This window comes from Mycobacterium sp. E2733 (assembly GCF_001667585.1).
Lineage (GTDB): Bacteria > Actinomycetota > Actinomycetes > Mycobacteriales > Mycobacteriaceae > Mycobacterium.
In genome coordinates this window covers 308,187-329,330 of record NZ_LZJZ01000083.1, presented here as the reverse complement: position 1 = coordinate 329,330, position 21,144 = coordinate 308,187, and the positions used below count along the sequence as shown (strand labels likewise).

The window sequence follows — 21,144 nt, the reverse complement described above, 5'->3', positions numbered from 1 at the left end:
GCCCATGGGATTACGTGGAGAAGCAGCGATCGTCGGCTATGTCGAGCTGCCGCCTGAGCGCCTCAACAAGGCCTCGCTCGCGCCGTTCGCGATCGAACAATGGGCGGAGCTCTCGGCGGCCGCGCTCGAGGACGCGGGGCTGCCCGGTGATGTCGTCGACGGGATCGTGGCGTCGCACCTGGCCGAGTCGGAGATCTTCGTGCCGTCCACCATCGCCGAATACCTCGGCGTGGGAGCGCGATTCGCCGAGCACGTCGACCTCGGCGGGGCCAGCGCGGCGGCCATGGTCTGGCGGGCGGCCGCGGCGATCGAGCTGGGCATCTGCGACGCGGTGTTGTGTGCGTTGCCGGCGCGCTACATCACCCCGTCATCGAAGAAGAAGCCCAGGCCGTTGGTGGACGCGATGTTCTTCGGCTCGTCGAGCAATCAATATGGCTCTCCCCAGGCGGAATTCGAGATTCCCTACGGCAACCTCGGCCAGAACGGCCCCTACGGTCAGGTGGCGCAGCGCTACGCGGCCGTCTATGGCTACGACGAGCGGGCGATGGCGAAGATCGTCGTGGACCAGCGGTTCAATGCCAACCACACCGAGGGAGCGATCTGGAAGGACAAGCCGCTCACGGTCGACGATGTCTTGGCCAGCCCGGTTATCGCCGATCCGCTGCACATGCTGGAGATCGTGATGCCCTGTGTAGGGGGCGCCGCGGTGGTGGTCGCCAACGCCGACCTTGCCAGGCGCGCGCGCCATCGGCCGGTGTGGGTCAAGGGATTCGGCGAACATGTGCCGTTCAAGACCCCGACCTACGCCAAGGACCTGTTGCACACCCCGATCGCGGAGGCCGCCGACACCGCGTTCGCCATGACGGAGCTGACCCGTGAGCAGATGGACATGGTGTCGATCTACGACTGCTACACCATCACCGTCCTGCTATCGCTCGAGGACGCGGGTTTCTGCGACAAGGGCAAGGGCATGGAGTTCGTCGCCAACCGCGACCTGACCTTCCGCGGCGACTTCCCGCTCAACACCGCGGGTGGGCAACTCGGCTTCGGCCAGGCCGGGCTGGCCGGCGGCATGCATCACGTCTGCGACGCCACCCGCCAGATCATGGGCCGCGCGGGTGCGGCGCAGGTCGCCGACTGTCACCGCGCATTCGTGTCGGGCAACGGCGGAATCCTGTCGGAACAGACCACGCTGATTCTCGAGGGAGATTGATCGGACATGGCCACCTTCGAGCGCCCGATGCCGGTCAAAACCCCGACCAGCGCACCGTTTTGGGACGCGCTGGCGCAGCATCGGATCGCCATCCAGTACTCGCCCTCGCTGGGAAGCTACGTGTTCTACCCGCGGGTGCGTGCGCCTCGCACCCTCGCCGACGACCTGGAATGGCGCGAGATCTCCGGCATGGGAACGCTGTATTCCTTCACCGTGGCGCGCCGGCCGGTCAGCCCGCACTTCGCCGACGCAGTTCCGCAACTGCTCGCCATCGTCGAATGGGACGAGGGGCCACGGTTTTCCACCGAGATGGTCAGCGTCGAACCCGAAGACCTGCGGGTCGGGATGCGGGTGAAGCCGGTGTTCTTCGACTACCCGGAGCACGACGTCACCATGCTGCGGTACGCGCCCGCCGACTGAGTCCGGGCGCGAAAATGCGGCCAGCCGCACGCTCGCCGTAGCGACTATTAGTCGCTACTTACCAACGGCTCGGCCGCAAAGCGTCGGGGGCCTCGACGGGTACCCGGTGTTGCAATACAACCGTTTAGCCGCGGCCGCGACCTGGCGGACCCGGTTGACACTGTGACGAGCACCATTATCTACTAGTCGCTAGATCAGCGAGGAGTGCGGCATGAACAAGGACGATTTGATCCTGATCAGCGTGGACGATCACATCGCCGAACCTGCCGACATGTTCGACGCGCACGTTCCCGCGAATTATAAGGACCGCGCCCCCCGAGTGGTCATCGAACCCGACGGCGTCCAGCAGTGGTACTACGGCGAGGTGCGCGGACGAAACATGGGCCTGAACGCCGTGGCGGGCAAGCCGCGCGAGATGTACAACATCGACGCCTCGCGCTACGACGAGATGCGGCCCGGTTGCTTCAACGTCGACGAGCGGGTCCGCGACATGAACGCTGGTGGCCAGCTGGCCGGCCTGAACTTCCCCAACTTCACCGGGTTCTCCGGGCAGGTCCTCAACCAGGGTCCCGACCGTGACGTCAACCTGGTAATGATCAAGGCTTACAACGACTGGCACATCGACGAGTGGTGCGCGGCCTACCCGGGCCGCTTCATTCCCTGCGGCATCCTGCCGCTTTTCGACGTGGCCGAGGCGGCGAAGGAAGTCGACCGCCTCGCTAAGAAGGGCTGCCACGCGGTGACGTTCTCGGAGAATCCAGAGGCGTTGCAGATGCCCAGCATTCACACCAAATACTGGTATCCATTGTTCGAGGCCGTCTGCGCGAACAAGACGGTGTTGTGCACGCATGTCGGCTCCGCGTCGCGCTCACCGCAGGTGTCGACGGATGCCCCGCCCAGTGTGCAGATGACGGCGTCGTCCATGATGAGCATGTTCACCTTCACCGAGCTGATCTGGGCGGAGTTCTGGGCCGACTTCCCGCAGCTGAAGTTCTCCCTCACCGAGGGCGACGTCGGCTGGATACCGTACTTCCTGTGGCGGGCCGAGCACGTCTACAACCGCCACTCGGGGTGGACGTTGGCCAAGTTCCCGCTCGGCTACAGCGGACCGGCCGACGTGTTCAAGCGGCACTTCTACACGTGCTTCATCAGCGACAAGGTCGGCGTGCGCAACATGGACTGGTTCAATGAGGACATGCTGTGCTGGGAGTCCGACTTTCCCCATTCCGACAGCAACTGGCCGTTCGCGCCCGAGGATGTCATCGAGACCATGGGGCATCTCGACGATTCGGTGATCAACAAGATCACGCACGAAAACGCCATGGCCGCCTACTCATTCGATCCGTTCCAGCACATCCCCAAGGAACACGCCCGCGCCGGGTATCTCCGCGCCCAGGCCACCGACGTCGACGTGGTGACGCATGTCGGGCGCCGGGCAAGCCAGCGCGACCGCGACGCGTGGACCCGAATGACCCAGTTCGCGCTCCAGGCGCAGGTGACGGCGGAAGCGGTCGGCATTGCGGGCCGGGCCACCACCCTGGGCAACTGAACGTGTCACCCCGGGCGCCGTTCGCGGACTGGCGCGTGCTGGAGCTGTCCAACGGAATCGCGGTGTCCTACTGCGGCAAGATGTTCGCCGACGCCGGCGCCGACGTCGTGAAAATCGAGTCCGCAGAGGGGGACTCGATTCGCGAGCGGTCGGCTGGCGGGTCACCCGGTGCGCTGTTCGGCTATCTGGCCGCGGGCAAGAAATCGGTGACCAACAGCGGCCAGGCGGAGATCGCCGCGTTGCTGGCCGGCGCCGACATCGTGATCACGGACCTGACCGACGGGTGGGCCCTCGACGAAATCACCGCCCACACGGGCGCTTCGGCCGTGGTGGTCGCCGTGACGCCATTCGGCGCAACGGGCCCCTACGTCGACGATCGGGTGGCAGCCAACGAGTTCATCCTGCAGGCCCTGTGCGGCTCGACCGCCGGCCGCGGCTGGCCGGAGGACGAACCGGTGCAGGCCGGCGGCCAACTCGGTGAGTGGTTGGCGGGCACCTTCGCCGCCGCGGTCGCCGCGGCGACCGCCCGGCATGCCGCGCGGAGCGGCCGCGGGGAGGTCATCGACGTGTCGACGTACGAGGCGATGGTCATCGCAATGGGCGGCCTGTCCGCCATGTCGGCCAGTGTGCTGGGCCCGGATTCCCTGTTGGGACAGCGCAGTTTGGAGCTGCCGTCGATCGTCCCAACGGCCGACGGCATGGTCGGGTTCTGCACCATCACCGCGCAGCAGTTCCAAGATTTCCTGGTGCTGATCGATCGGGCCGACCTCCTCGACGACGCCGAGCTGGCCTCGTTCGACGGCCGCGTCGCCCGCCGCGACGAGTTCCTTGGCATGGTCACGCAGTGGACGCAGTCCCGCACCACGCAAGAGATCGTCGACCTCGCCGTCGCCTTCCGGATCCCGGTCGCCCCGATCGCCACGCCCGAGATGTTGCCCACGATCGACCATTTCGTGGAGCGAGGCGTGTTCGCGGAATCCGGGGCGGGCCTGTTGCAGCCCCGGGTGCCGTATCGCGGCGACGCGATGGCGACCAAGCCGCCGGGCCGGGCCCCGCGCCTCGGCGCCGACAACGGGCGGGTTCGCTGGCCACCACGGCCGGCCACGCCCCCCGGCCCCGACACCCTCCCGTTGGCCGACACGCGGATCACCGATCTCACCGCCTTCTGGGCGGGACCGGTCGCCACCCAACTGCTGGGCTCGCTCGGCGCCGACGTGATCAAAGTCGAGGGCGTCCGCCGGCCCGACGGCATGCGGTTCTCCGCCGGCCGCCCGCCCAGCTGGGACCAGTGGTGGGAGTGGGGGCCGGTCTTCCTGTGCAGCAACAACAACAAGCGCGGCGTCAGCGTCGAGCTCAGCACCGGCGAGGGACGGGCCGTCGCGCTGGAGCTCATCGCCGCAAGCGACCTCGTCATCGAGAACTTCTCGCCCCGGGTGATGACGAACTTCGGTCTGGGCTGGGATGCCGTGCGCGCGGCCAACCCCCGCGCCATCATGGTGCGGATGCCCGCCTTCGGTCTGGACGGGCCCTGGCGCGACCGGGTGGGCTTCGCCCAGACGATGGAGCAGGCGACCGGCATGGCGTGGATGACCGGACACGCCGACGGCCCCCCGGTGATTCCGCGCGGCGTGTGCGACCCGATCGCCGGCCTGCACGCGGCCTTCGCCGCCGTGGCCGCGCTGGTGGTACGCGACCGCGACGGAACCGGGATGCACGTGGAATCCACCATGGTGGAGGCGGCGCTGAACGTGGCCGCCGAGATGCTGGTGGAGTACTCCCGCAACGGAATAGAAATGCGCCGCAACGGGAATCGCGGCCCCGGTGCCGCCCCGCAGGGGGTCTACCGCTGCCGCGGTGACGACGACTGGGTCGCGCTGGCCGCGATGGACGATGCCGCCCGCGCGTGCCTGGCCGCGCTGCTGGGTCAACCGGATCTTCGCGGCGGTGACTGGCTGGAGCACGCGGACGATATCGACAAACTCATCTCGGACTGGACCGCACGCCAGTCGGTGGCCGAAGCGGTCGAAGCGCTGCGCGACGCCGGGGTGGCCGCGGCGCGCGTCACGCCGGCCCCCGACCTCCTGCGCGACCCGCACCTGCACGCGCGGGGCTTCTGGGAAACCGTCGACCACCCCGTCGCCGGCACCTTTCTGTGCACCGGAATGCCTTTCGCGTTCCTCGGCAGACCGCGGCGCTGGATCCGGCGAGTGCCGCCGCTGTACGGGCAGCACACCGGCGAGGTGCTGACGGACCTGCTGGGGCGCAGCGAAGAAGAGTTGTCCGCGTTGCGGCGGTCGGGGACCATCAGCACCCGGCCGGCGGGCCTGTGACATGGCGGTGACCCTCTGCGTGCCGCCCCGCGCCGGCGAATTATGCGCACCGGTGCTCTTTTTGGTGCGCGAGGACTCGGTGGTGATGGAACTGACCGCCCGGCACCGCATCACCAGCGTCGAATGGGACGAGCACGAGCGCGCGGTGGCGATGGTCGTCGAGATCACCGACCCGCAGACGGCCCGACCCGTGGACGTGCGGATTGATGTCTTAAAAAGGGGAGCGGCTGCCGGCGCGGGGCCCACCGACGCCCGAACCAAAACGATTGGGACCATCACCCGCGACGGGCGACCCTACGACGTGATGGGCACCTACCTCGGTGTCGTGGCTGACGAAAACTAAACCCGAAGGATCGAGGATGGTGGCAGGCACTAAACGCACGGCGGCGATCGTCGGGGTGCACAACACCCGGCAGGGCCGCCGCCTGGACGGCGAGACCTCACGCAGCCTGGCGCTGGCGGCCATCCGCGGCGCGCTCGACGACGCGGGCCTCGGCCTGGACGACGTCGACGGGATCAGCGCCGGGCCGTTGTCCACCGCGCTCATCTACGACCTGCGCCTGGGCCCGGCCTGGCAGGGCCTCGCCTTCGGCGTCGGCATGATCACCGAGGCGGTCACCGCCATCGAACACGGCATGGCCGACGTGGTGGTGCTGGTGGCCGCGCAGGCCGGCGAGTACCGCGACCACGAGGCGACGGCGCCGTGGACCCGCCCCGAGAACGAATTCGTCGCGCCGTGGGGCATGTTCACGACCGCCGAGTTCGCACTCATCGCACGCCGGCACATGCACATTTACGGCACCACCCGCGAACAACTTTCGATCGTGGCGGCGACCATCCGCAACAACGGATCGCGCAACCCCGAAGCCGTGTACTACCAACGCGGGCCCTTCGCGCCCGACGACATCACCGCGTCCCGGCCCATCGCCGACCCGTTTCACCTCCTCGACTGCGCCACCACCTCCGAAGGCGGGTGCGCACTGGTCGTGGCGAACCTCGAAAAGACCCACGGCGCAAGCCAACCCGTCTACGTGCTGGGCAGCGGCGCCGACTTCCATGGCCCGTCCTACCAGCACCCGCCGGCTTGGGACCTCGCCGGGCGACGGGACGGACACGTCAACGGCGTGGTCGGTAGGCGCGCCGCCGAGCGCGCGTTCGACCACGCCGGGCTGCGGCCCGACGATGTCGACGTGCTGGAACTGTATGACCCGTTCTCCTTCGAAATCATCCGCCAGCTCGAGGCTTTCGGGTTCTGCGGCGAGGGTGAGGGCGGACCATTCGTCGCCGATGGCCACATCGCCATCGACGGGAGCCATCCGATCACGACCGACGGAGGGACCATGTCGTTCAGCCACGCGGGTTCCAATCCGCAAATGATGCAGCGCGCCATCCGGGCCGTCCAGCAGCTGCGCGGACAGGCGGGCGACCTTCAGGTTCCCGACGCGCACATCGCGTTGTGCAGCAACGGGGGAGCGGGCGCCTTGTTCACCACACTGCTGATTCTGGGGGACGAGCCGCTGTGACTTCCGATGCCTTGCGCCCACAAAGCGGCCCAGTGCCCCACGCGAGCAGCCACCTCAGCGTTCCCTTCTGGGAGGGTTGCCGGTCCGGCGAATTGCGGTATCAACGCTGCGCGGCGTGCGGCCTGGCGAACTTCCCGCCGACCGAGCACTGCCGCCAATGCCTTTCGGCGCAGGTGCATTGGGAGCTCAGCTCAGGGCTGGGCGAGGTTTACAGCTGGACGGTGGTTCATCGGCCGGTGACGGCGGAATTCGAACCGCCCTATGCGCCCGCGATCGTCACGCTGGACGAGGGCTACCAGATGTTGACCAACGTCGTCGGCGTCGCGCCGGAGGACTTGCGGATCGGCATGCGCGTGGGCGTGCAGTTCCACGCCGTCGGCCCCGATGTGATGCTGCCGTACTTCACCGGCCAGAAGTAGACGACCGATGAGCCCTCGCGGCACCAGCAACGGCCTCCCGGTAACCGCCTACCTGGTGTTGGGTGTGCTGGCCGCCAACGACGAGCAGCTCACCGCGGGCGAGATCAAGATGCGCGCCGAGTTGTCGGTGGGCCACTTCTACTGGTCCCCGTCGGTCAGTCACGTACGGCGCGAACTGAACCGCTTGCTGGCGCGCGGCATGGTGAGCGAAATCGGCGCCCAGTCCGGCAAGCGGTCGATCACGCTGTACGAGACCACCGACGCCGGGCTCGATGCACTGCGCCGGTGGGTGCAACACTTCCCGGGCGAGGACCAGGTCGTCATCAAGCACCCGGTCATCCTCAGAACCTGGCTGGCCCGTGGCGAGGACCCCGAACGCATCGTCGACACGCTGGACCGGCACCTCGAGGCGACGCGGGCGCGGCTGGACGAGGCGTTGTGGTCGCGGCAGCGGTCGCGGGAACTCGGCATCACCGACGACCCCGACCAGCGCTTCTCGTTCGCCGTGCTGGATTACGCGATCCGCGGCCTGTATGCGGAGCTGTCCAACATCGCGCAGTTGCGTGACGAGATCGCCACGGGCACACCGCGGGATCCGGTCAGGCGGGTGCGACGGTCGAAGGGCCAGATCCGCCGGCGGGCGCCCGGGAGTCCGAGCTAGGCGCCGCGACGGCATAAGCGGTCCCGCGTGGTTCGCGTACCCACAGCACTTCCCCCGCGACGACACCAGTGCCTTCCGCGATCAGTTGGCGCTTGAGCACCTTGTGGGTGGCGGTGCTGGGCAGGTCGGTGGCGATGCGGACGTAGCGCGGGCGGGCCTTGGGGGACAGGTCCGGCTGCGCGTCGAGGAACGCCTCGAAGGAGTCGGGATCGAGGGTGTGCCCTTCGTTGAGGACGACCGCGGCCATCACCTGGTCGCCGACGCGCTCGTCCGGAACGGCGTACACCGCGACGCGGTTGATCGAGCTGTGCCGCAACAAGATCCGCTCGATCGGGGCGGCGGCGAGGTTCTCCCCGTCCACCCGCATCCAGTCGGCGGTTCGGCCGGCCAGGTATATCCACCCATCGGAGTCGCGGTAGGCGAGGTCGCCGGACCAGTACATGCCGTGTCGCATGCGCTCGGCGTTGGCGTCCGGGTCGTTGTAGTAGCCGGTGAAGAAGCCCGAGCCGGCGGTGTTGACCAACTCGCCCACAGCTTCGTCGGCGTTGACCAGGGCGCCGTCGGCGTCGAAGCGGGCGACCGCGCACTCGGTGACGGTGTCGCTGTTGTAGATCGCCACCCCGTCGATGCCCTTGCCGATCGAGCCCCTCGGGGTGCCGGGTTCGCGTATCACGATGACGGCGTTCTCGGTCGAGCCGAAGCCGTCCTCGACCTGCACGCCGAAGCGCCGCCCGAACTCCTCGATGTCCTTGTCGTTGGCCTCGTTGCCGAACGCGACTCGCAGGGGATTGTCGGCGTCGTCGTCGCGTTCGGGGGTGGCCAGGATGTATGCGAGCGGCTTGCCCACGTAGTTCATGTATGTCGCGCCGTAGTGGCGGACATCGTCGAGAAAGCCGCTCGCCGAGAACTTCGCCGGAACGATCGCGGCGCCGGAGACCACCGCGGGCGCCCATCCCGCGACGACCGCGTTGGAATGGAACAGCGGCATCGACACGTAGCAGGTGTCCTGCTCGGAGAGCGCGAAGCGCTGAACCAGGTTGACACCGGCGAACGTCGCCATCAGGTGTGAAACCTGCACCGCCTTGGGGTTCCCGCTCGTTCCCGAAGTGAAGATCATCATGAACGGGTCCATCGCGGACACCGTGCGATGCGGCACGAGTTCGCCTGCGTCCTTGATGAATTCGGTCCACTGCGGCGTCGAGGTGTCGAGGATTTCGGTTCCTGCGAGGTCCAGCCCGTCCAGCAGCGGCCGATGTTCGGCGTCGGTGATGAGGAACTGGCAATGCGCGCGCCGCAGGTCGGCCGCGAGCGCCTCGCCGCGCCGGGTGGTGTTCAGGCCGCAGAGGACGTAGCCGCCGAGGCCGGCCGCCGCCATCTGGCACAGCATCTCGGGGTTGTTTCCCAGCAGGGCGCCCACGTGCATCGGCCGGTCGGGGTCGGCGGCGGATATCAGGGCGGCCGCCCGCGCCGCCGAACCCGCCAGGTACTGACTCCAACTCCACTGCAGGGCACGGTGTTTGACCGCGACCCCCGGATCGGATAAGCGCTTCCGCAGCAGCGCCTGAATCGTGTCCTCAGTCATCGGTCGGAATCACCTTCACTCTCAGTCCTGCGAGACGAGACGGTCCGTCTTATGGTAGCGACGGCGCGGCGGCGCGTCGCTATCCGCCCACCATCATCAAGCCGCCATCGACCGCCAGCAGCTGCCCGGTGATGAACCCGGACCCGGAACCGGCCAGAAAGACGAGCATCGGGCCGAGATCCCGCGCGGGATCGCCCAGCTTCCCGCCGAGGGGAATCATCATCTGCATCTGTTGATCAATAAACGCACTCGCGTCTGGGCCGAGGAACTCGCGCAGCCGGTCGGCGCCGGCCGTCTGCACCGCCGGCGCCAAAGCGTTGACGGTGATTTTGTCCCCCGCCCAGGCCTTAGCGGCTGATCGCGTCCACGCCTGCACCGCGCCCTTGGTGGCGGCGTAGACCGCCGAGATCGGGCTGCCCATCACGGCTTCCGACGAGCCGAAGTTGATGATCCTGCCCCCCTTGGGGTCCTGGTCCTTCATCACGGCGTAGGCGGCCTGATTGGTTAGGATGGTCGCCTTCACGTTGGTGTCCAACAGGAAGGAGATCTCGTCGACGCCGATGTAACCGGGAATTCCGGCCTGCCACAACCCCGCGGCGTTGACTAGCACGTCGAGCCCGCCCAAGCGCTCGGCGGCTTGTCGCACCATCGCCGAGACGGCGTCGGCGTCGCGCACGTCGCACTGCAGCCAGGTGGCCGGGAGGCCGTCCGGCGGCGGGGTCCGGTGATAGGTGGCGACGACGTCGGCGCCCGCCTCGGTGAGTGCTCCCACGGCGGCCGCCCCGATACCGGTCGCTCCGCCGGTGACCAGGATCCGCCGGCCCCGCAGCGGTGGCGTCGCATCCGACATGAGCAAGACGCTACCGCCGGGGGCGCCGGCGGTTACGTGCGCACCGCGATCGTCGACAACAGGTCGGCCAGCCGGTCCGGTTGGTCGATCATCGAGAAGGTCCTGGCGCCGCCGATGACCTCGAGGCGGGCGTTCGGGATCGCGGCGGCCAGGCGGGCCCCGTCCTGCTGCTCGAAGAACACGTCGTCGGCCGACCACGCGATGAGGGTGGGTTTGTCGAACTCGGGCAGCCGGGCGGCCACGCCCGTCGTCACCTCCGTGCGCATCGACAGCGTGAACTGGCGCAGGTCTTCGGCGATGCGGGGATCGGATAGCCCCGGGCGCACCCACGCCTCGGTGAGGTCGTCGATGTTGCGGTGCGCCAATCCGTCGAACGCGCGCTTGCGCGCAGCCGGCACCCGCATGGCCTGGGAAACGGCCCGGAACGTCGTCTTCGACTTGGCCGCAAGGATCACCGGCTTGAGGATCGGCGGCGGAAAGTGTTCGAACGCATCGCAACTCGTGAGCACCAGCGCACCGAGCCGCTCGGGGTAGTGCACGGCGACAAGTTGGGTGATGACCCCGCCAGTGTCGTTGCCCACCAGCACCACGTCCTCGAAGTCGAGCGCGGTCAGCACCTCGGCGACCATCCCCGCGACACCCGTGATGGTTCGATCGGCGCCGAGCCGCAACGGCTCCGGGTGCGCTCCGAGCGGCCAGGTCGGCGCGATGCACCGCAGCCCGAGGTCGGCCAGTCGTTGGCTGACCTGGCGCCATAGCTGGCCGCTCATCATGTACCCGTGTACGAAGACGACCGGCCTGCCGCTTTCGGGTCCTATTGCTTCGTAATGGATGGTTCCGGCACTAATGTCGATCGTCGACATAAGAACTCCTAGCTCGGGATACACTTACAAACAGGCTGCCTGTTCGTAAGTTACCAACAGACTGTATGGAAAGCAAGAGACGGACACAGGAAGAGCGCTCCGCGGCGACCCGCGACGCGTTGATCGCGGCTGCCCGCAAGCTGTGGGGACTCCGTGGCTACGCGGAGGTCGGAACGCCGGAGATCGCGGCCGCGGCGGGGGTGACGCGCGGCGCGATGTACCACCAATTCGCTGACAAGGCAGCGCTTTTCCGCGAGGTGGTCGAGGCGGTGGAGCAGGACGTGATGGCGCGGATGGGCACCTTGGTGGCCGAGTCGGGGGCGACGACGCCGGCGGATGCGATCCGCGCGGCGGTCGACGCGTGGCTGGAGGTTTCCGGTGATCCGGAGGTGCGTCAGCTGATGTTGCTCGATGCCCCGAGCGTGCTGGGCTGGGCGGGTTTTCGTGACGTCGCGCAGCGGTACAGCCTGGGCATGACCGAGCAGTTGATCACCGAGGCGATCCGGGCCGGCCAGTTGGCCAAGCAACCGGTGCGGCCCTTGGCGCACGTGCTGATCGGCGCGCTCGACGAGGCGGCCATGCTCATCGCGACCGCCGAGGATCCGAAACGCATGCGCCGCGAGACCCGGCAGGTGCTACACCGGCTGATCGACGGCATGCTGGCGGGGTCGTGAGGCGCTGGTTCGATGGGGCCACCAACTCTGTTCCCGCAGCAGGGTCGCGATCGCGGGAACGGTGAGCGTGCGGACGACGAATGTGTCCAGCAGCAGCCCGCAGCCGATGACGAATCCGGCCTGAATCATCATGTCGAGCGACCCGATCATGAGTCCGAACATGCTGGCGGCGAAGATCAGTCCTGCCGAGGTGATCACGGAGCCGGTGCTGATCACGGTGCGTAGCACGCCGACCCGCATGTTGCCGGCGGACTCCTCGCGCAAGCGGGAGATCACCAGCATGTTGTAGTCGGCGCCGACCGCGATCAACAGAATGAACGCCAGGAGCGGGACGGGCCATGCGATCGCGTGGCCGAAACCGTACTCGAAGACCAGCACTCCGAGGCCCAAGGCGGCGAAATAGTTCAGCACGACGGTGCCCAGCAGGTAGAGCGGTGCGACAACGGCACGCAGCAGCAGGATCAGAACCACGCCGACGACCACCAGGGTTGCGGTGGCCAGGCGGGTGAAGTCAGCGGACAGCAAGTGCTGGAGGTCGGAATTGACGGCGGTGAATCCGGCCATGGAGACGGCGGCGCCGGCCAGCGACGTGTTCGGCCGGGCGGCGTTCGCCGTGTCGACGATCTTATGGTTCAGGGCCATCGCTTCAGCGGAGTAAGGGTCATATGCGGATGTGACGGCGAATCGGGCGGTGCGCCCGTCCGCGGAAATGAAGTGCCTTGCCAGGTCGCTGAATTGGCGATTCTCGAATGTCGTCGAAGGTAGGTAGAAGCCGGAGGCCGCATCCGATCCCGCGGTGGCGCGCGCGGCATTCTGCAGCTGGTCGGCGATCTGGCTCATGCCGGCGAGCAGTCGAATGTTGCTGTCGGCGAGGGTATGTACCCCGCCGGCCAATGCCTGGGCGCCCGAGGCGAGTCGGCTGACGCCGCCTTGCAGACGATGGATGTTGCCGACGAGGTCTGCGGGGTTGCCGGTCGCGCCGACCGCCTGCTGCATTGTGGTGGCGGCGTTTTGGATATCGGTGAGTGTGCCGGCGAGGGTGGTGGTTTGGCTGAACTGATCGCTGAGTCCCGCCACGTGGTCGAAGAATCCACCGTTGCGCAACGTGACGAGTACGCGGGTTTCGTCGCGCAGTTGCACGCACTGTGGCGTGGTGGCGCACCAGGGTGAGGCATTGAGGCCTTCGACGAGTGGTTCGATCGCCGCAATGGCGGCGGCGGCTTGTTGGGCCAGGGGCCGCAGTCCCGCACCGGTGTGCACCGCCTGATCCACCGCGGGTGCGGTGGCGTTGAGTTGTTGCAGCAGGGGCCGCGCGCCCTGCAGCTGTTGACCTCTGCTTCCGGCCTGGTCCAAGAGATCGGTCAACGGTGTGAGCGCGCGCCGCAGTGTGGTGTCGAGTTGGCCCAGGCCGGCCGCGAGCTGGTCGGCACCGTTGGTGAGTTTGGCGAGGTCGTCCTTATGGGCTTCCCCATCGGCGACGGCACCGGCCATCTTGTCGCCGATTTGCCCGTTCTGCCAAGATAATTGCGCTTGATCGAGCCGGTTCCCGGTCGGGCGGGTGACACCGGAGACCCGGGTGACCCCGGGTAGCTGGGCCACCCGCGAGGCAAGCGCGTCGAGGTCGGCGAGGCCTTTGGCGGTCCGCATGTCGGTGCGGGATTGCACAAGCAGAAATTCGTTGATGACGGTGTCTTTGGGGAAGTGCCGATCCAACAGCTGGTAGCCCTGATTGCTGGCGGTGCTCGCGGGTTGTCCTGTGCGGTCGTCGTAGCTGATCGTCATGGTGGCCACCACGCCTGCCAGCGCCAGCAAGACCACCAGGCTCGCGGCCAGCACCGGCGTTGGTCGTCGTACCACCATGACGGCGATCCGGTTCCAGTACTGGCGGGATAGGTCGGCGCGGGGCTCGGCGATACCGCGCCTGGCCGCCAGCGCCAATAGCGGCGGGAGCAGCGTGACGGTGGCCAGAAATCCGATCAGCACGGCAATGGCACATGCGGGGCCAACACCCTGGAAGGCACTCAGGCGAGCGAACATCATGGAGGCCAGCGCCAAAGCGACCGTGGCCGCTGAAGCCAAGATGACGCGCCCGATGCTGCCGCACGCATGAATGATGGCCTGTTCGGGGGCGTTTCCACGCCGTCGTTGTTCGTGATAGCGGCTGAGCAGGAACACGCTGTAGTCGGTGCCGGCGCCCAGAAGAACCGCGGTCATGAACGCGATGGTGAATTGTGAGACGGGAACGCCGAATTCACCGAGTGCCGACAGAACGCCTCGGCCGACGGCCACGCTCGCGCCGATGACCAAAAGCGGCAGCAGGGCGGTGGCCACCGACCGATATACCAGCAGCAGGATGAGCCCAATGAGGGCGGCGGTCGCGACCGAGATGAGGAGCAGCTCGTGCTCGCCGGAGCCGATCTGATCACGGAACGTCGCGGCCGGGCCGGTGACGAAGGCTTTGGTCGATGACCCGCTGACGACGGAGGAGACGTGCGCGCGCACAGCGTCGACCGACTCGGCTGCCGTGGGGTCGCCCAGTGTGCCGGCGATCCCGACGGGCAGGAACCACGCCTTTCCGTCTTTGCTTATTGCGCGGCTTCTGGTGGTGGGCTCGGCAAGTAGATCCTGCACCAGCAGCACGTGAGTCTTGTCGGCGCGCAGCGCGGCCACGAGGGCGTCGTAGCGTTGCCGCGCCGGTGGGGTCAGCCCGGCGGGGTCTTCCATCGCGATGACGATCGAGGTCTTCGCGCCCCGCTCGTCGAAGGCCGCCGCCATGCGATCAAGCGCTTGGAACGACGCCACGTCACCGGGCAAGAGCTGGACCGACTGCTGACGCACGACCGTCTCGAGCTGCGGGAAGGCGATGGCGAGGATCGCCGCCACGCCGATCCATGTGCCGATCACCCATGCTTTGCGCCGGACGGCAAGTCCGCCCAACGCGGCAAGGTGCGCACTGTATTCACCCGTGCGCTCAACCCTGGGCTCGGCCCGCCGCGGCGCGCCAACAGAACCCGCTCCCGAAAAGATCCCCCGTGGCACCGCTCCCCCTATGATTGGTTGGTGAAGCAGTTCACCAAACCATGTTGGTGAGATCCTTCACCAAACTGGGGTACGGGCGCAAGTCCGCGAGCCGGACGACAATTGGAGTGAAGCCTGAATGGCAGTGCACCGTGGCCTAACCGCTGATCAGCGGCGTGAACAGCGCCGCGGGCAGCTCATCGAGGCAGCCTTCGACACGATCGCCGAGCATGGGGTGAACAATCTTCGGGTACGGGCCGTCAGCGCAAGTGCGGGGCTCAACGACCGCTACTTCTATGAGAGCTTCCGCGACTGCCACGAGTTGCTGATCGCGACTTTCGAAGACCAGTTCAGTCGCGCATTGACAGGGATCATGGCAGCGGTCGCGGAGTCACCGCACGAACTCGAGGCCCGCGCCCGCGCCGTCATCGAGTTCGCTTTCGGCTTCATAGACGAGGATCCGCGGCGCTCGCGGCTGCTGATCGAGCTGCAAACGGCCGAAGCGCTGGCCGGCCGTCGGGACGAGGTGATCGACGTCCTCACCCAGGTCATGGTCGGGCAGGTACGGGCATTGCTCGGTGCAGCCGCCGGCACCGACGACAACATCATGCTGACCGCGTTGACGGTGGTCGGCGGCCTGCTGGAGCTCATCACCCAGTGGTACCGACGCCAAATCAATGTCAGTCGAGCTCAACTCATCGAGTTCATGACCGCCCTCGTCGTGGCCACCACGGACATCACCGGCGCGCTCGAACGCCGGCTCACCGCGGAAGATCATTAGTCACCGCGAACGGCGGCGACGCCCGCGATGACCCCCCGGATGAGCCGGTCGAGATGGTGAACCTGGTGGCCGCGTCGGGGGTGTCGCGGTTGCGCGCGGCGTTTGCCGCGGCGGGACTCGACGGGATCCGCCCGGTGCAAGCGGTCGCGCTCGTGCCGTTGGCGGCCGGTGGGCTGCACGCGTCGGATCTGGGCGATCGGCTGCAGGTGGGCCGGCAGGCGGTCGCCCAGGCGATCACCGGGCTGGAGCGGCGTGGCTCCGTCACCTGGGCTCCCAATCCCCTCGACGCGCGAGCCGGGATCATCGAACTGACGCCGCGCGGCCGGCAGGTGCTCCGCGTAATGCGTTCGAACGCAGTCGAATTGGAGCAGCGCTGGGAACAGGTGCTGGGACGGGAGCGATTGGCCGATTGCGCGAGACGCTACAGATGTTGCTCGCCGACCAGAGCGCGGAGACGGGGGAGTAGCCGCCGCCGGAAATTCCCATGTCTTCAACGCCGCCGACGGCCTAGGCTCGACCCAAGACAGTGAACAGGAGTCGCCGTGCCCATCTTCATGGTCGAGCGCAACTTTGCCGAGGAACTGGAGCCCGGCCTCGAGGTTGCCGACGGTATCAATCGAATCAACGACCTGGAGGGCGTTCGCTGGATGTACTCGTTCCTGTCGGCGGACAAGCGGAAGACGTACTGCCTGTATGAGGCGCCCTCGCCGGAGGCCATCAGATCCGCGGCCGCGCGGGCCGGCCTGCCCGCCGACTCCGTCGTGGAAGTGAAAGAGCGCCTGATGCCGGACGGGGCGCTGTCCGACATCTGAGGGCGCTAGCCGAGCAGTTCGTGGTCGGCCGCGTACATCGCCGCCTGTGTGCGGTTCGCGGCGCCGGTTTTGATCAGGATGTTGCGCACGTGGTTCGCGGCGGTGTTGGTGCTGATGAAGAGGCGCTCGCCGATCGCGCGATTGCTCAACCCCTCGGCGAGCAACCGCAGCACCTCCACCTCCCGTTCGGTCAGGCCGTCCGGACCCACGGGTCCCGCGGCCAGCACCGAATCCGCCAGGTCGACGACGCGGGTCTGCCCGATCCCGGCGGCGATGGTACGGGCCTCGTCGGCCAGGCGCCGGGCGTCCTCGATGCGACCACATGACACCGCGAACAACGCGTGCCGGGCCAGCGTCTCGCTGATATGCACCACCGAACCCATTCGGCGGTCCATCTCGATCGCCACGGCGAAGTGCCGCTCGGCCGCGGCGCCGTCGCCGCAGAGCGCCGCCATCCGGGCCAGGTATCGGTCGGCGCTGCCGAACAGCGCGACGAACTGGCCGGCCACCAAGTTCTTTCCGGCATAACGGGAGACGAATGGCCGCAACGCGTGGACCGCTTCGCGGTGGGCAAGCGCCAACGCCGCCTCGACCATGAACACCAACTCCATCGGCCACTGCGCATCCTCGAGGCGGTCGTCGAGGTTGCGGTTCAGCAGTTGATTGAGCGCACGGGTCATGCCGCGGTCGCACTGCAGCTCGGTGTACAGCGCGAGCAGCCCGGGCACCCAACGGCCGGCGAACGTTTCACTGCCGTCGATGAACCCGCCGAACCTTTTCAGGTCGCCGGTTTCGCGGCGGATCATGAACATCTGGACGCCGTTCGAGCCCTCGGTGTCGTCGGTGCCGAACAGATCGCCTGTGCGCAAGGCGATGTCGGCCCATCGTTCGGCGCCGGTGAAGTCGCCGCGCAGGTAGGCCAGCGCTTGTTCGATGCACGCGCCGACGAAGCCGAAGGCGGGTTGTCCGCAGCTCTGGGCCGCGCGCCGCATGTCGGCGGTCGCGGCGGCCAGGCCGTCGGGCCGGCCGGCCAGGTAGCTGACCATGGCGTGGAAGTGTGACGCCGCACCCAGTGACTCGTAGTCCCGGCGCGATAGCGCCATGTTCGACACCTCGGCGGCACGCTCCGCCTGGATTTCGCTCATCTCCGGGGTGAGGCCTTGCCACAGGCTGGTTTTCAACGCGTGCAGCAACACCGCCTCGTCGCCGACGGCCCGCGCGCGCTCGATCGCGTCGGCGCCGACCTCGCGGGCCCGCGCCGCCTCTCCGGCGAAGGCCAGCGCCCGCCCGAAGCTGCCGAGCGCCTGCACATAGCGTGGGTCATCCGCTCGCAGCCCGCACGATTCCAACGCCGACGCCAGCAGGTCGGCCGCCTTCGAAGTCGACTGTCCGGGGCGCCAATTCGCCTCCTCGTAGCCGACGGCGGCCTCCAGCCGCATCAGCGGGTCGTCCATCGCGCCGATGCGTTCGTAGATGGTTCGCGCCCGCAGGAAGAAGCCCGCACGCACGTGGTTGGCGGCCGCGTCGAGGTGCAGCCTTGCCCGTTCCGCGAGGCCGAGCTCGGGGAGCGACGCGGCCCGCTCGAACCACTTGGCCGCGTCCTCATACGCCAGGCTGTGCTCGGCCATCCGGGCCGCCCGGCGCGCGTAGCGGAGCGCCTGCTCGTGGTAGCCCAGCACGTGCGCCATCAGGAAGTGGTTGGCCAGGCGGGGAACGAGCGACGGGTCGGCGCGTCCCTCGAGGGCCTCGGCGGCGCGCGCGTGCATGATCCGCAGCCGCGATGCGGCCATCCCGCCGAGCACCGATTCCCGGGTGAGCGCGTGCACGAACGCGAACTCGCCGTCAGAGTCGTGCACCGCGCGCACCAGCCCGACGGCCTCGGCTGAATCGATCGCCGCCAGCGTCGCGCCGACCTCCGTCTCGCAGGTCGAGATGAGGGCCGGCAGGTCGAACGTCTGGCCCAGCACCGCCGCCTGCTCGATGACCGCACGCACGCCGGTCCCCAGCCCGGTGAGGCGGCGGGCGATCGCGTCTCCGATGGATCCGGGGACGGTCTGCTGCGTGCCCAATGTGGCCAACCCGCCGCGGATTTCGAGGTCGTTGACCAGTTCGGTCAGGAAGAACGGGTTGCCGCCGGTCCGCTCGCGCAGCAGGGCGGCGGCCGTGCGCACGGACGCCGGGGCCAGTTGCTGCGTTCGCGCGACGAACTCGGCGATCGCCTCGGTGTCCAGGCCCGCCAGGTCCAGGCGCCGCACCCCGTCGAACCGGTGCAGCTCGGCCAGCCGGGTGGCCAGCTCGTCGGACCGGTCGGGCTCGGTCGTGCGGAACGTGACGACCACCAACACGCGCACATCGGCGCAGCCGATCAGCACGTGCTCGAGCAGCGCGAGGGTGGGAAGCTGCGCCCAGTGCAGGTCGTCGAGGATCAGCGCGACCGGGCGATCGACGGCGAGACGCCGCAGGAAGCCGGTCAACGCGTCGAAGAGGGCCTGGCGCGCCGGCCCGACGTCCGGGGCCGGGCCTCCGTCGGGCAAATGCCGAACCACTTCCGGTGAGAGCCGCCGCAGCTGCGGGCCCGCGTCGCTCAACGGTTCCGCCATCGAACCCGGCGGGCCGGCGACCATCAGCCGGTCGAGCGCTTCGGCGAAGGGCGCGTAGGGTAGGTCCTCGTCGGCGGTCGAACTTCCCACCAGCACCGCGACGCCGTGGTCGAACAGGGTTCCGGCCACCTCCGCGGCCAGGCGAGTCTTGCCGGCCCCGGGCTCGCCGCCGATGAAAACCGCCTGGCGATTCCCCCGCTCGACCCGCTCCCAGGCCTGCTCGAACACCGCAAGCTCCGCGTCGCGACCCACGAGCGGGCCGCGGCGACGAGCGATCAGTTCGGCCGGGAGCGGGGGCGGCACCCACTGCGCCATGCAAACAAGGTAGCCGTGCCGGTGTTGGTCGGTCGATAGTCAGAAGTGACTATCGTGGAATGCCTCGGAAATGCTCGGTTGTGGTCATGACGCGCGGTTCACCGGCCTCGTAACGTCGTCGCATCAGGACCTGCGAGCAAACAAGGAGGTGCGGGCCATGAGCCTCACAACCGCGACCGATGAATTACGCGCCAGGCTCGGCTCGCAGGTGATCCTGCCCGACGACCCGCGATACGAGGAGGCGCGGGCCGTTCACAACGGCATGATCGACAAGCGGCCCGCGGTAATCGCCCGCTGCGGTTCGGCCGCGGATATCGCGGCCGCCCTGGAATTCGCGCGTGACCGCAACCTCGTCGTTGCCGTGCGCGGCGGCGGTCACAACGGCCCCGGCTTCGGCACCATCGAGGGCGGTCTGGTCATCGACCTGTCGCCGATGAACCGGATCGACGTGGACGCCGACGGCCGCACCGCCCGGGTCGAAGGCGGGGCGACGTGGGCACACGTGGACGGCGCGACGCACGCATACGGTTTGGCGGCGCCATCGGGCATCATCTCCTCCACCGGAGTCGGCGGCCTGACCCTGGGCGGCGGCCACGGCTACCTGTCGCGCAAGTACGGCCTGACCATCGACAACCTGCTGGAGGCCGAGCTGGTGCTGGCCGACGGGCGGGTGGTGCGGGCGTCCGAATCCGAGCATTCCGACCTGTTCTGGGCGCTGCGCGGCGGTGGGGGAAACTTCGGCGTGGCAACGTCATTCACGTTCCGGCTGCATCCCGTGCACACCGTGACCTGCGGCCCCACCGCCTGGCCCGCCTCGGCCACCGCCGACATCCTCACGTGGTACCGGGACTTCATGCCCGCTCAGGACGAGGACCTGTACGGATTCTTCGCGGCGATGACCGTCCCGCCGGCCGCGCCGTTCCCCGAGGCATTCCACCTGCAGAAGGCGTGCGCCGTCGTCTGGTGCTACACGGGCGATCCCGCCGGCGCCGAGGAAGCGTTCGCGCCCGTCCGGCAGATGGAACCCGCCTTCGACGGATTGGGCACCGCGCCCTTCCCCGCGCTGCAGTCCACCTTCGACGCCCTGTATCCCAAAGGGCTGCAATGGTATTGGCGAGGAGATTTCTTCCGGACGGTGCCCGACGGCGCGGTGGCGGCCCATGGCCGCTTCGCCCAGGAACTGCCGACCATGCATTCCACGATGCACCTCTACCCGATCGACGGTGCGGTCCATCAGGTCGGCCAATCCGAGACCGCGTGGGCGTACCGGGACGTCAACTTCTCGCAAGTGATCGCGGGCGTGGACCCGGACCCGGCGAACGCGGAGTTGTTGAAACGCTGGGCCGTTGACTACTGGGATGCCACCCACCCGTATTCGGCCGGCGGTGCCTACGTGAACTTCATGATGGACGAGGGCCAGGAGCGGGTCCGGGCGACCTACGGCCCGAACTACCGGCGGCTCACCGAGGTCAAGGCGCAATACGATCCGGGCAACGTTTTCCGGATCAACCAGAACATCCTGCCCGCGGGCTGA

17 protein-coding genes and 1 pseudogene are annotated in these 21,144 nt (G+C 68.1%); 13 read left to right on the top strand and 5 right to left on the bottom strand.

The window, feature by feature from the left end; genetic code table 11:
- The first annotated feature begins 4 nt into the window (after positions 1-4).
- The 8 genes from A5678_RS14970 (at position 5) to A5678_RS14935 (ending at position 8,115) form a co-directional block, all read left to right on the top strand.
- Entirely contained in the window at positions 5-1,213 is a 1,209-nt protein-coding gene (locus tag A5678_RS14970) for a thiolase family protein (protein WP_068043569.1), read from the top strand.
- A 6-nt stretch (positions 1,214-1,219) separates the two neighbouring features.
- On the top strand, positions 1,220-1,633 hold the full coding sequence (locus tag A5678_RS14965; RefSeq protein WP_068043567.1) for a Zn-ribbon domain-containing OB-fold protein: 414 nt from the start codon (positions 1,220-1,222) through the stop codon (positions 1,631-1,633).
- Positions 1,634-1,844: 211 nt separating this feature from the next.
- Positions 1,845-3,182 (top strand): amidohydrolase family protein, encoded by a 1,338-nt coding sequence (locus A5678_RS14960; protein ID WP_068043566.1) that lies wholly within the window; start codon positions 1,845-1,847, stop codon positions 3,180-3,182.
- Between the two features lie 2 nt (positions 3,183-3,184).
- Entirely contained in the window at positions 3,185-5,512 is a 2,328-nt protein-coding gene (locus tag A5678_RS14955) for a CoA transferase (protein WP_068043564.1), read from the top strand.
- Position 5,513: 1 nt separating this feature from the next.
- A complete protein-coding gene (locus A5678_RS14950; RefSeq protein ID WP_068043562.1) occupies positions 5,514-5,855 on the top strand; it encodes a hypothetical protein in 342 nt (113 codons plus the stop codon).
- A gap of 16 nt (positions 5,856-5,871) precedes the next feature.
- Positions 5,872-7,035, top strand: coding sequence for a thiolase family protein (locus tag A5678_RS14945; RefSeq protein ID WP_068043559.1), 1,164 nt, complete (start codon positions 5,872-5,874; stop codon positions 7,033-7,035).
- Positions 7,032-7,454, top strand: coding sequence for a Zn-ribbon domain-containing OB-fold protein (locus A5678_RS14940; protein WP_068043557.1), 423 nt, complete (start codon positions 7,032-7,034; stop codon positions 7,452-7,454). The genes A5678_RS14945 and A5678_RS14940 overlap by 4 nt, the downstream gene beginning before the upstream one ends.
- A 7-nt stretch (positions 7,455-7,461) precedes the next feature.
- The gene (locus tag A5678_RS14935; RefSeq protein ID WP_068043555.1) at positions 7,462-8,115 is read left to right on the top strand and encodes a MarR family transcriptional regulator; all 654 of its coding nucleotides are present in this window, start codon (positions 7,462-7,464) and stop codon (positions 8,113-8,115) included.
- Here the strand turns inward: A5678_RS14935 and fadD1 are convergent.
- The 3 genes from fadD1 to A5678_RS14920 all read right to left on the bottom strand — a co-directional run bounded on the left by fadD1 (position 8,054) and on the right by A5678_RS14920 (position 11,410).
- On the bottom strand, positions 8,054-9,697 hold the full coding sequence (gene fadD1 / locus A5678_RS14930) for a fatty-acid--CoA ligase FadD1 (protein WP_068043552.1): 1,644 nt from the start codon (positions 9,695-9,697) through the stop codon (positions 8,054-8,056). The two genes, A5678_RS14935 and fadD1, sit on opposite strands and share 62 nt — an antisense overlap.
- 79 nt (positions 9,698-9,776) lie before the next feature.
- Complete coding sequence (locus A5678_RS14925) at positions 9,777-10,547, bottom strand: SDR family NAD(P)-dependent oxidoreductase (protein WP_068043550.1); 771 nt, start codon at positions 10,545-10,547, stop codon at positions 9,777-9,779.
- A gap of 32 nt (positions 10,548-10,579) precedes the next feature.
- Positions 10,580-11,410: an alpha/beta fold hydrolase gene (locus A5678_RS14920; protein ID WP_068043548.1), complete on the bottom strand. Its 831-nt coding sequence runs from the start codon at positions 11,408-11,410 to the stop codon at positions 10,580-10,582.
- A 65-nt stretch (positions 11,411-11,475) separates the two neighbouring features.
- On the opposite strand from A5678_RS14920, the gene A5678_RS14915 reads away from it, so the two are divergent.
- Positions 11,476-12,084, top strand: a complete 609-nt coding sequence (locus A5678_RS14915) for a TetR/AcrR family transcriptional regulator (protein ID WP_068043546.1) — start codon at positions 11,476-11,478, stop codon at positions 12,082-12,084.
- Here the strand turns inward: A5678_RS14915 and A5678_RS14910 are convergent.
- On the bottom strand, positions 12,046-15,021 hold the full coding sequence (locus A5678_RS14910) for an RND family transporter (protein ID WP_231983671.1): 2,976 nt from the start codon (positions 15,019-15,021) through the stop codon (positions 12,046-12,048). The genes A5678_RS14915 and A5678_RS14910 overlap by 39 nt on opposite strands.
- 220 nt (positions 15,022-15,241) lie before the next feature.
- Here A5678_RS14910 and A5678_RS14905 point away from each other — a divergent pair, with 220 nt between their 5' ends.
- The 3 genes and pseudogenes from A5678_RS14905 to A5678_RS14895 all read left to right on the top strand — a co-directional run bounded on the left by A5678_RS14905 (position 15,242) and on the right by A5678_RS14895 (position 16,695).
- Positions 15,242-15,883, top strand: a complete 642-nt coding sequence (locus A5678_RS14905) for a TetR/AcrR family transcriptional regulator (RefSeq protein WP_068043542.1) — start codon at positions 15,242-15,244, stop codon at positions 15,881-15,883.
- A gap of 53 nt (positions 15,884-15,936) precedes the next feature.
- Positions 15,937-16,349 (top strand): annotated as a pseudogene (locus tag A5678_RS26560) (MarR family winged helix-turn-helix transcriptional regulator).
- 76 nt (positions 16,350-16,425) lie between these two features.
- Positions 16,426-16,695 (top strand): DUF4242 domain-containing protein, encoded by a 270-nt coding sequence (locus tag A5678_RS14895; protein ID WP_067209967.1) that lies wholly within the window; start codon positions 16,426-16,428, stop codon positions 16,693-16,695.
- Positions 16,696-16,700: 5 nt separating this feature from the next.
- On the opposite strand, the gene A5678_RS28250 is transcribed toward A5678_RS14895, so the two are convergent.
- Positions 16,701-19,610 (bottom strand): helix-turn-helix transcriptional regulator, encoded by a 2,910-nt coding sequence (locus A5678_RS28250; RefSeq protein WP_068043538.1) that lies wholly within the window; start codon positions 19,608-19,610, stop codon positions 16,701-16,703.
- Between the two features lie 157 nt (positions 19,611-19,767).
- Here A5678_RS28250 and A5678_RS14885 point away from each other — a divergent pair, with 157 nt between their 5' ends.
- Positions 19,768-21,144, top strand: a complete 1,377-nt coding sequence (locus A5678_RS14885) for an FAD-binding oxidoreductase (protein WP_068043645.1) — start codon at positions 19,768-19,770, stop codon at positions 21,142-21,144.

What these genes read in the sequence shown, in the direction of transcription:
- A5678_RS14885 (WP_068043645.1), top strand. Translation starts at nt 19,768, where the DNA reads ATGAGCCTCACAACCGCGACCGATGAATTACGCGCCAGGCTCGGCTCG.
- A5678_RS14905 (WP_068043542.1), top strand. Translation starts at nt 15,242, where the DNA reads ATGGCAGTGCACCGTGGCCTAACCGCTGATCAGCGGCGTGAACAGCGC.
- A5678_RS14950 (WP_068043562.1), top strand. Translation starts at nt 5,514, where the DNA reads ATGGCGGTGACCCTCTGCGTGCCGCCCCGCGCCGGCGAATTATGCGCA.
- A5678_RS14970 (WP_068043569.1), top strand. Translation starts at nt 5, where the DNA reads ATGGGATTACGTGGAGAAGCAGCGATCGTCGGCTATGTCGAGCTGCCG.
- A5678_RS14965 (WP_068043567.1), top strand. Translation starts at nt 1,220, where the DNA reads ATGGCCACCTTCGAGCGCCCGATGCCGGTCAAAACCCCGACCAGCGCA.
- A5678_RS14960 (WP_068043566.1), top strand. Translation starts at nt 1,845, where the DNA reads ATGAACAAGGACGATTTGATCCTGATCAGCGTGGACGATCACATCGCC.
- A5678_RS14920 (WP_068043548.1), bottom strand. Translation starts at nt 11,410, where the DNA reads ATGTCGACGATCGACATTAGTGCCGGAACCATCCATTACGAAGCAATA.
- A5678_RS14925 (WP_068043550.1), bottom strand. Translation starts at nt 10,547, where the DNA reads ATGTCGGATGCGACGCCACCGCTGCGGGGCCGGCGGATCCTGGTCACC.
- fadD1 (WP_068043552.1), bottom strand. Translation starts at nt 9,697, where the DNA reads ATGACTGAGGACACGATTCAGGCGCTGCTGCGGAAGCGCTTATCCGAT.
- A5678_RS14915 (WP_068043546.1), top strand. Translation starts at nt 11,476, where the DNA reads ATGGAAAGCAAGAGACGGACACAGGAAGAGCGCTCCGCGGCGACCCGC.
- A5678_RS14935 (WP_068043555.1), top strand. Translation starts at nt 7,462, where the DNA reads ATGAGCCCTCGCGGCACCAGCAACGGCCTCCCGGTAACCGCCTACCTG.
- A5678_RS28250 (WP_068043538.1), bottom strand. Translation starts at nt 19,610, where the DNA reads ATGGCGCAGTGGGTGCCGCCCCCGCTCCCGGCCGAACTGATCGCTCGT.
- A5678_RS14945 (WP_068043559.1), top strand. Translation starts at nt 5,872, where the DNA reads ATGGTGGCAGGCACTAAACGCACGGCGGCGATCGTCGGGGTGCACAAC.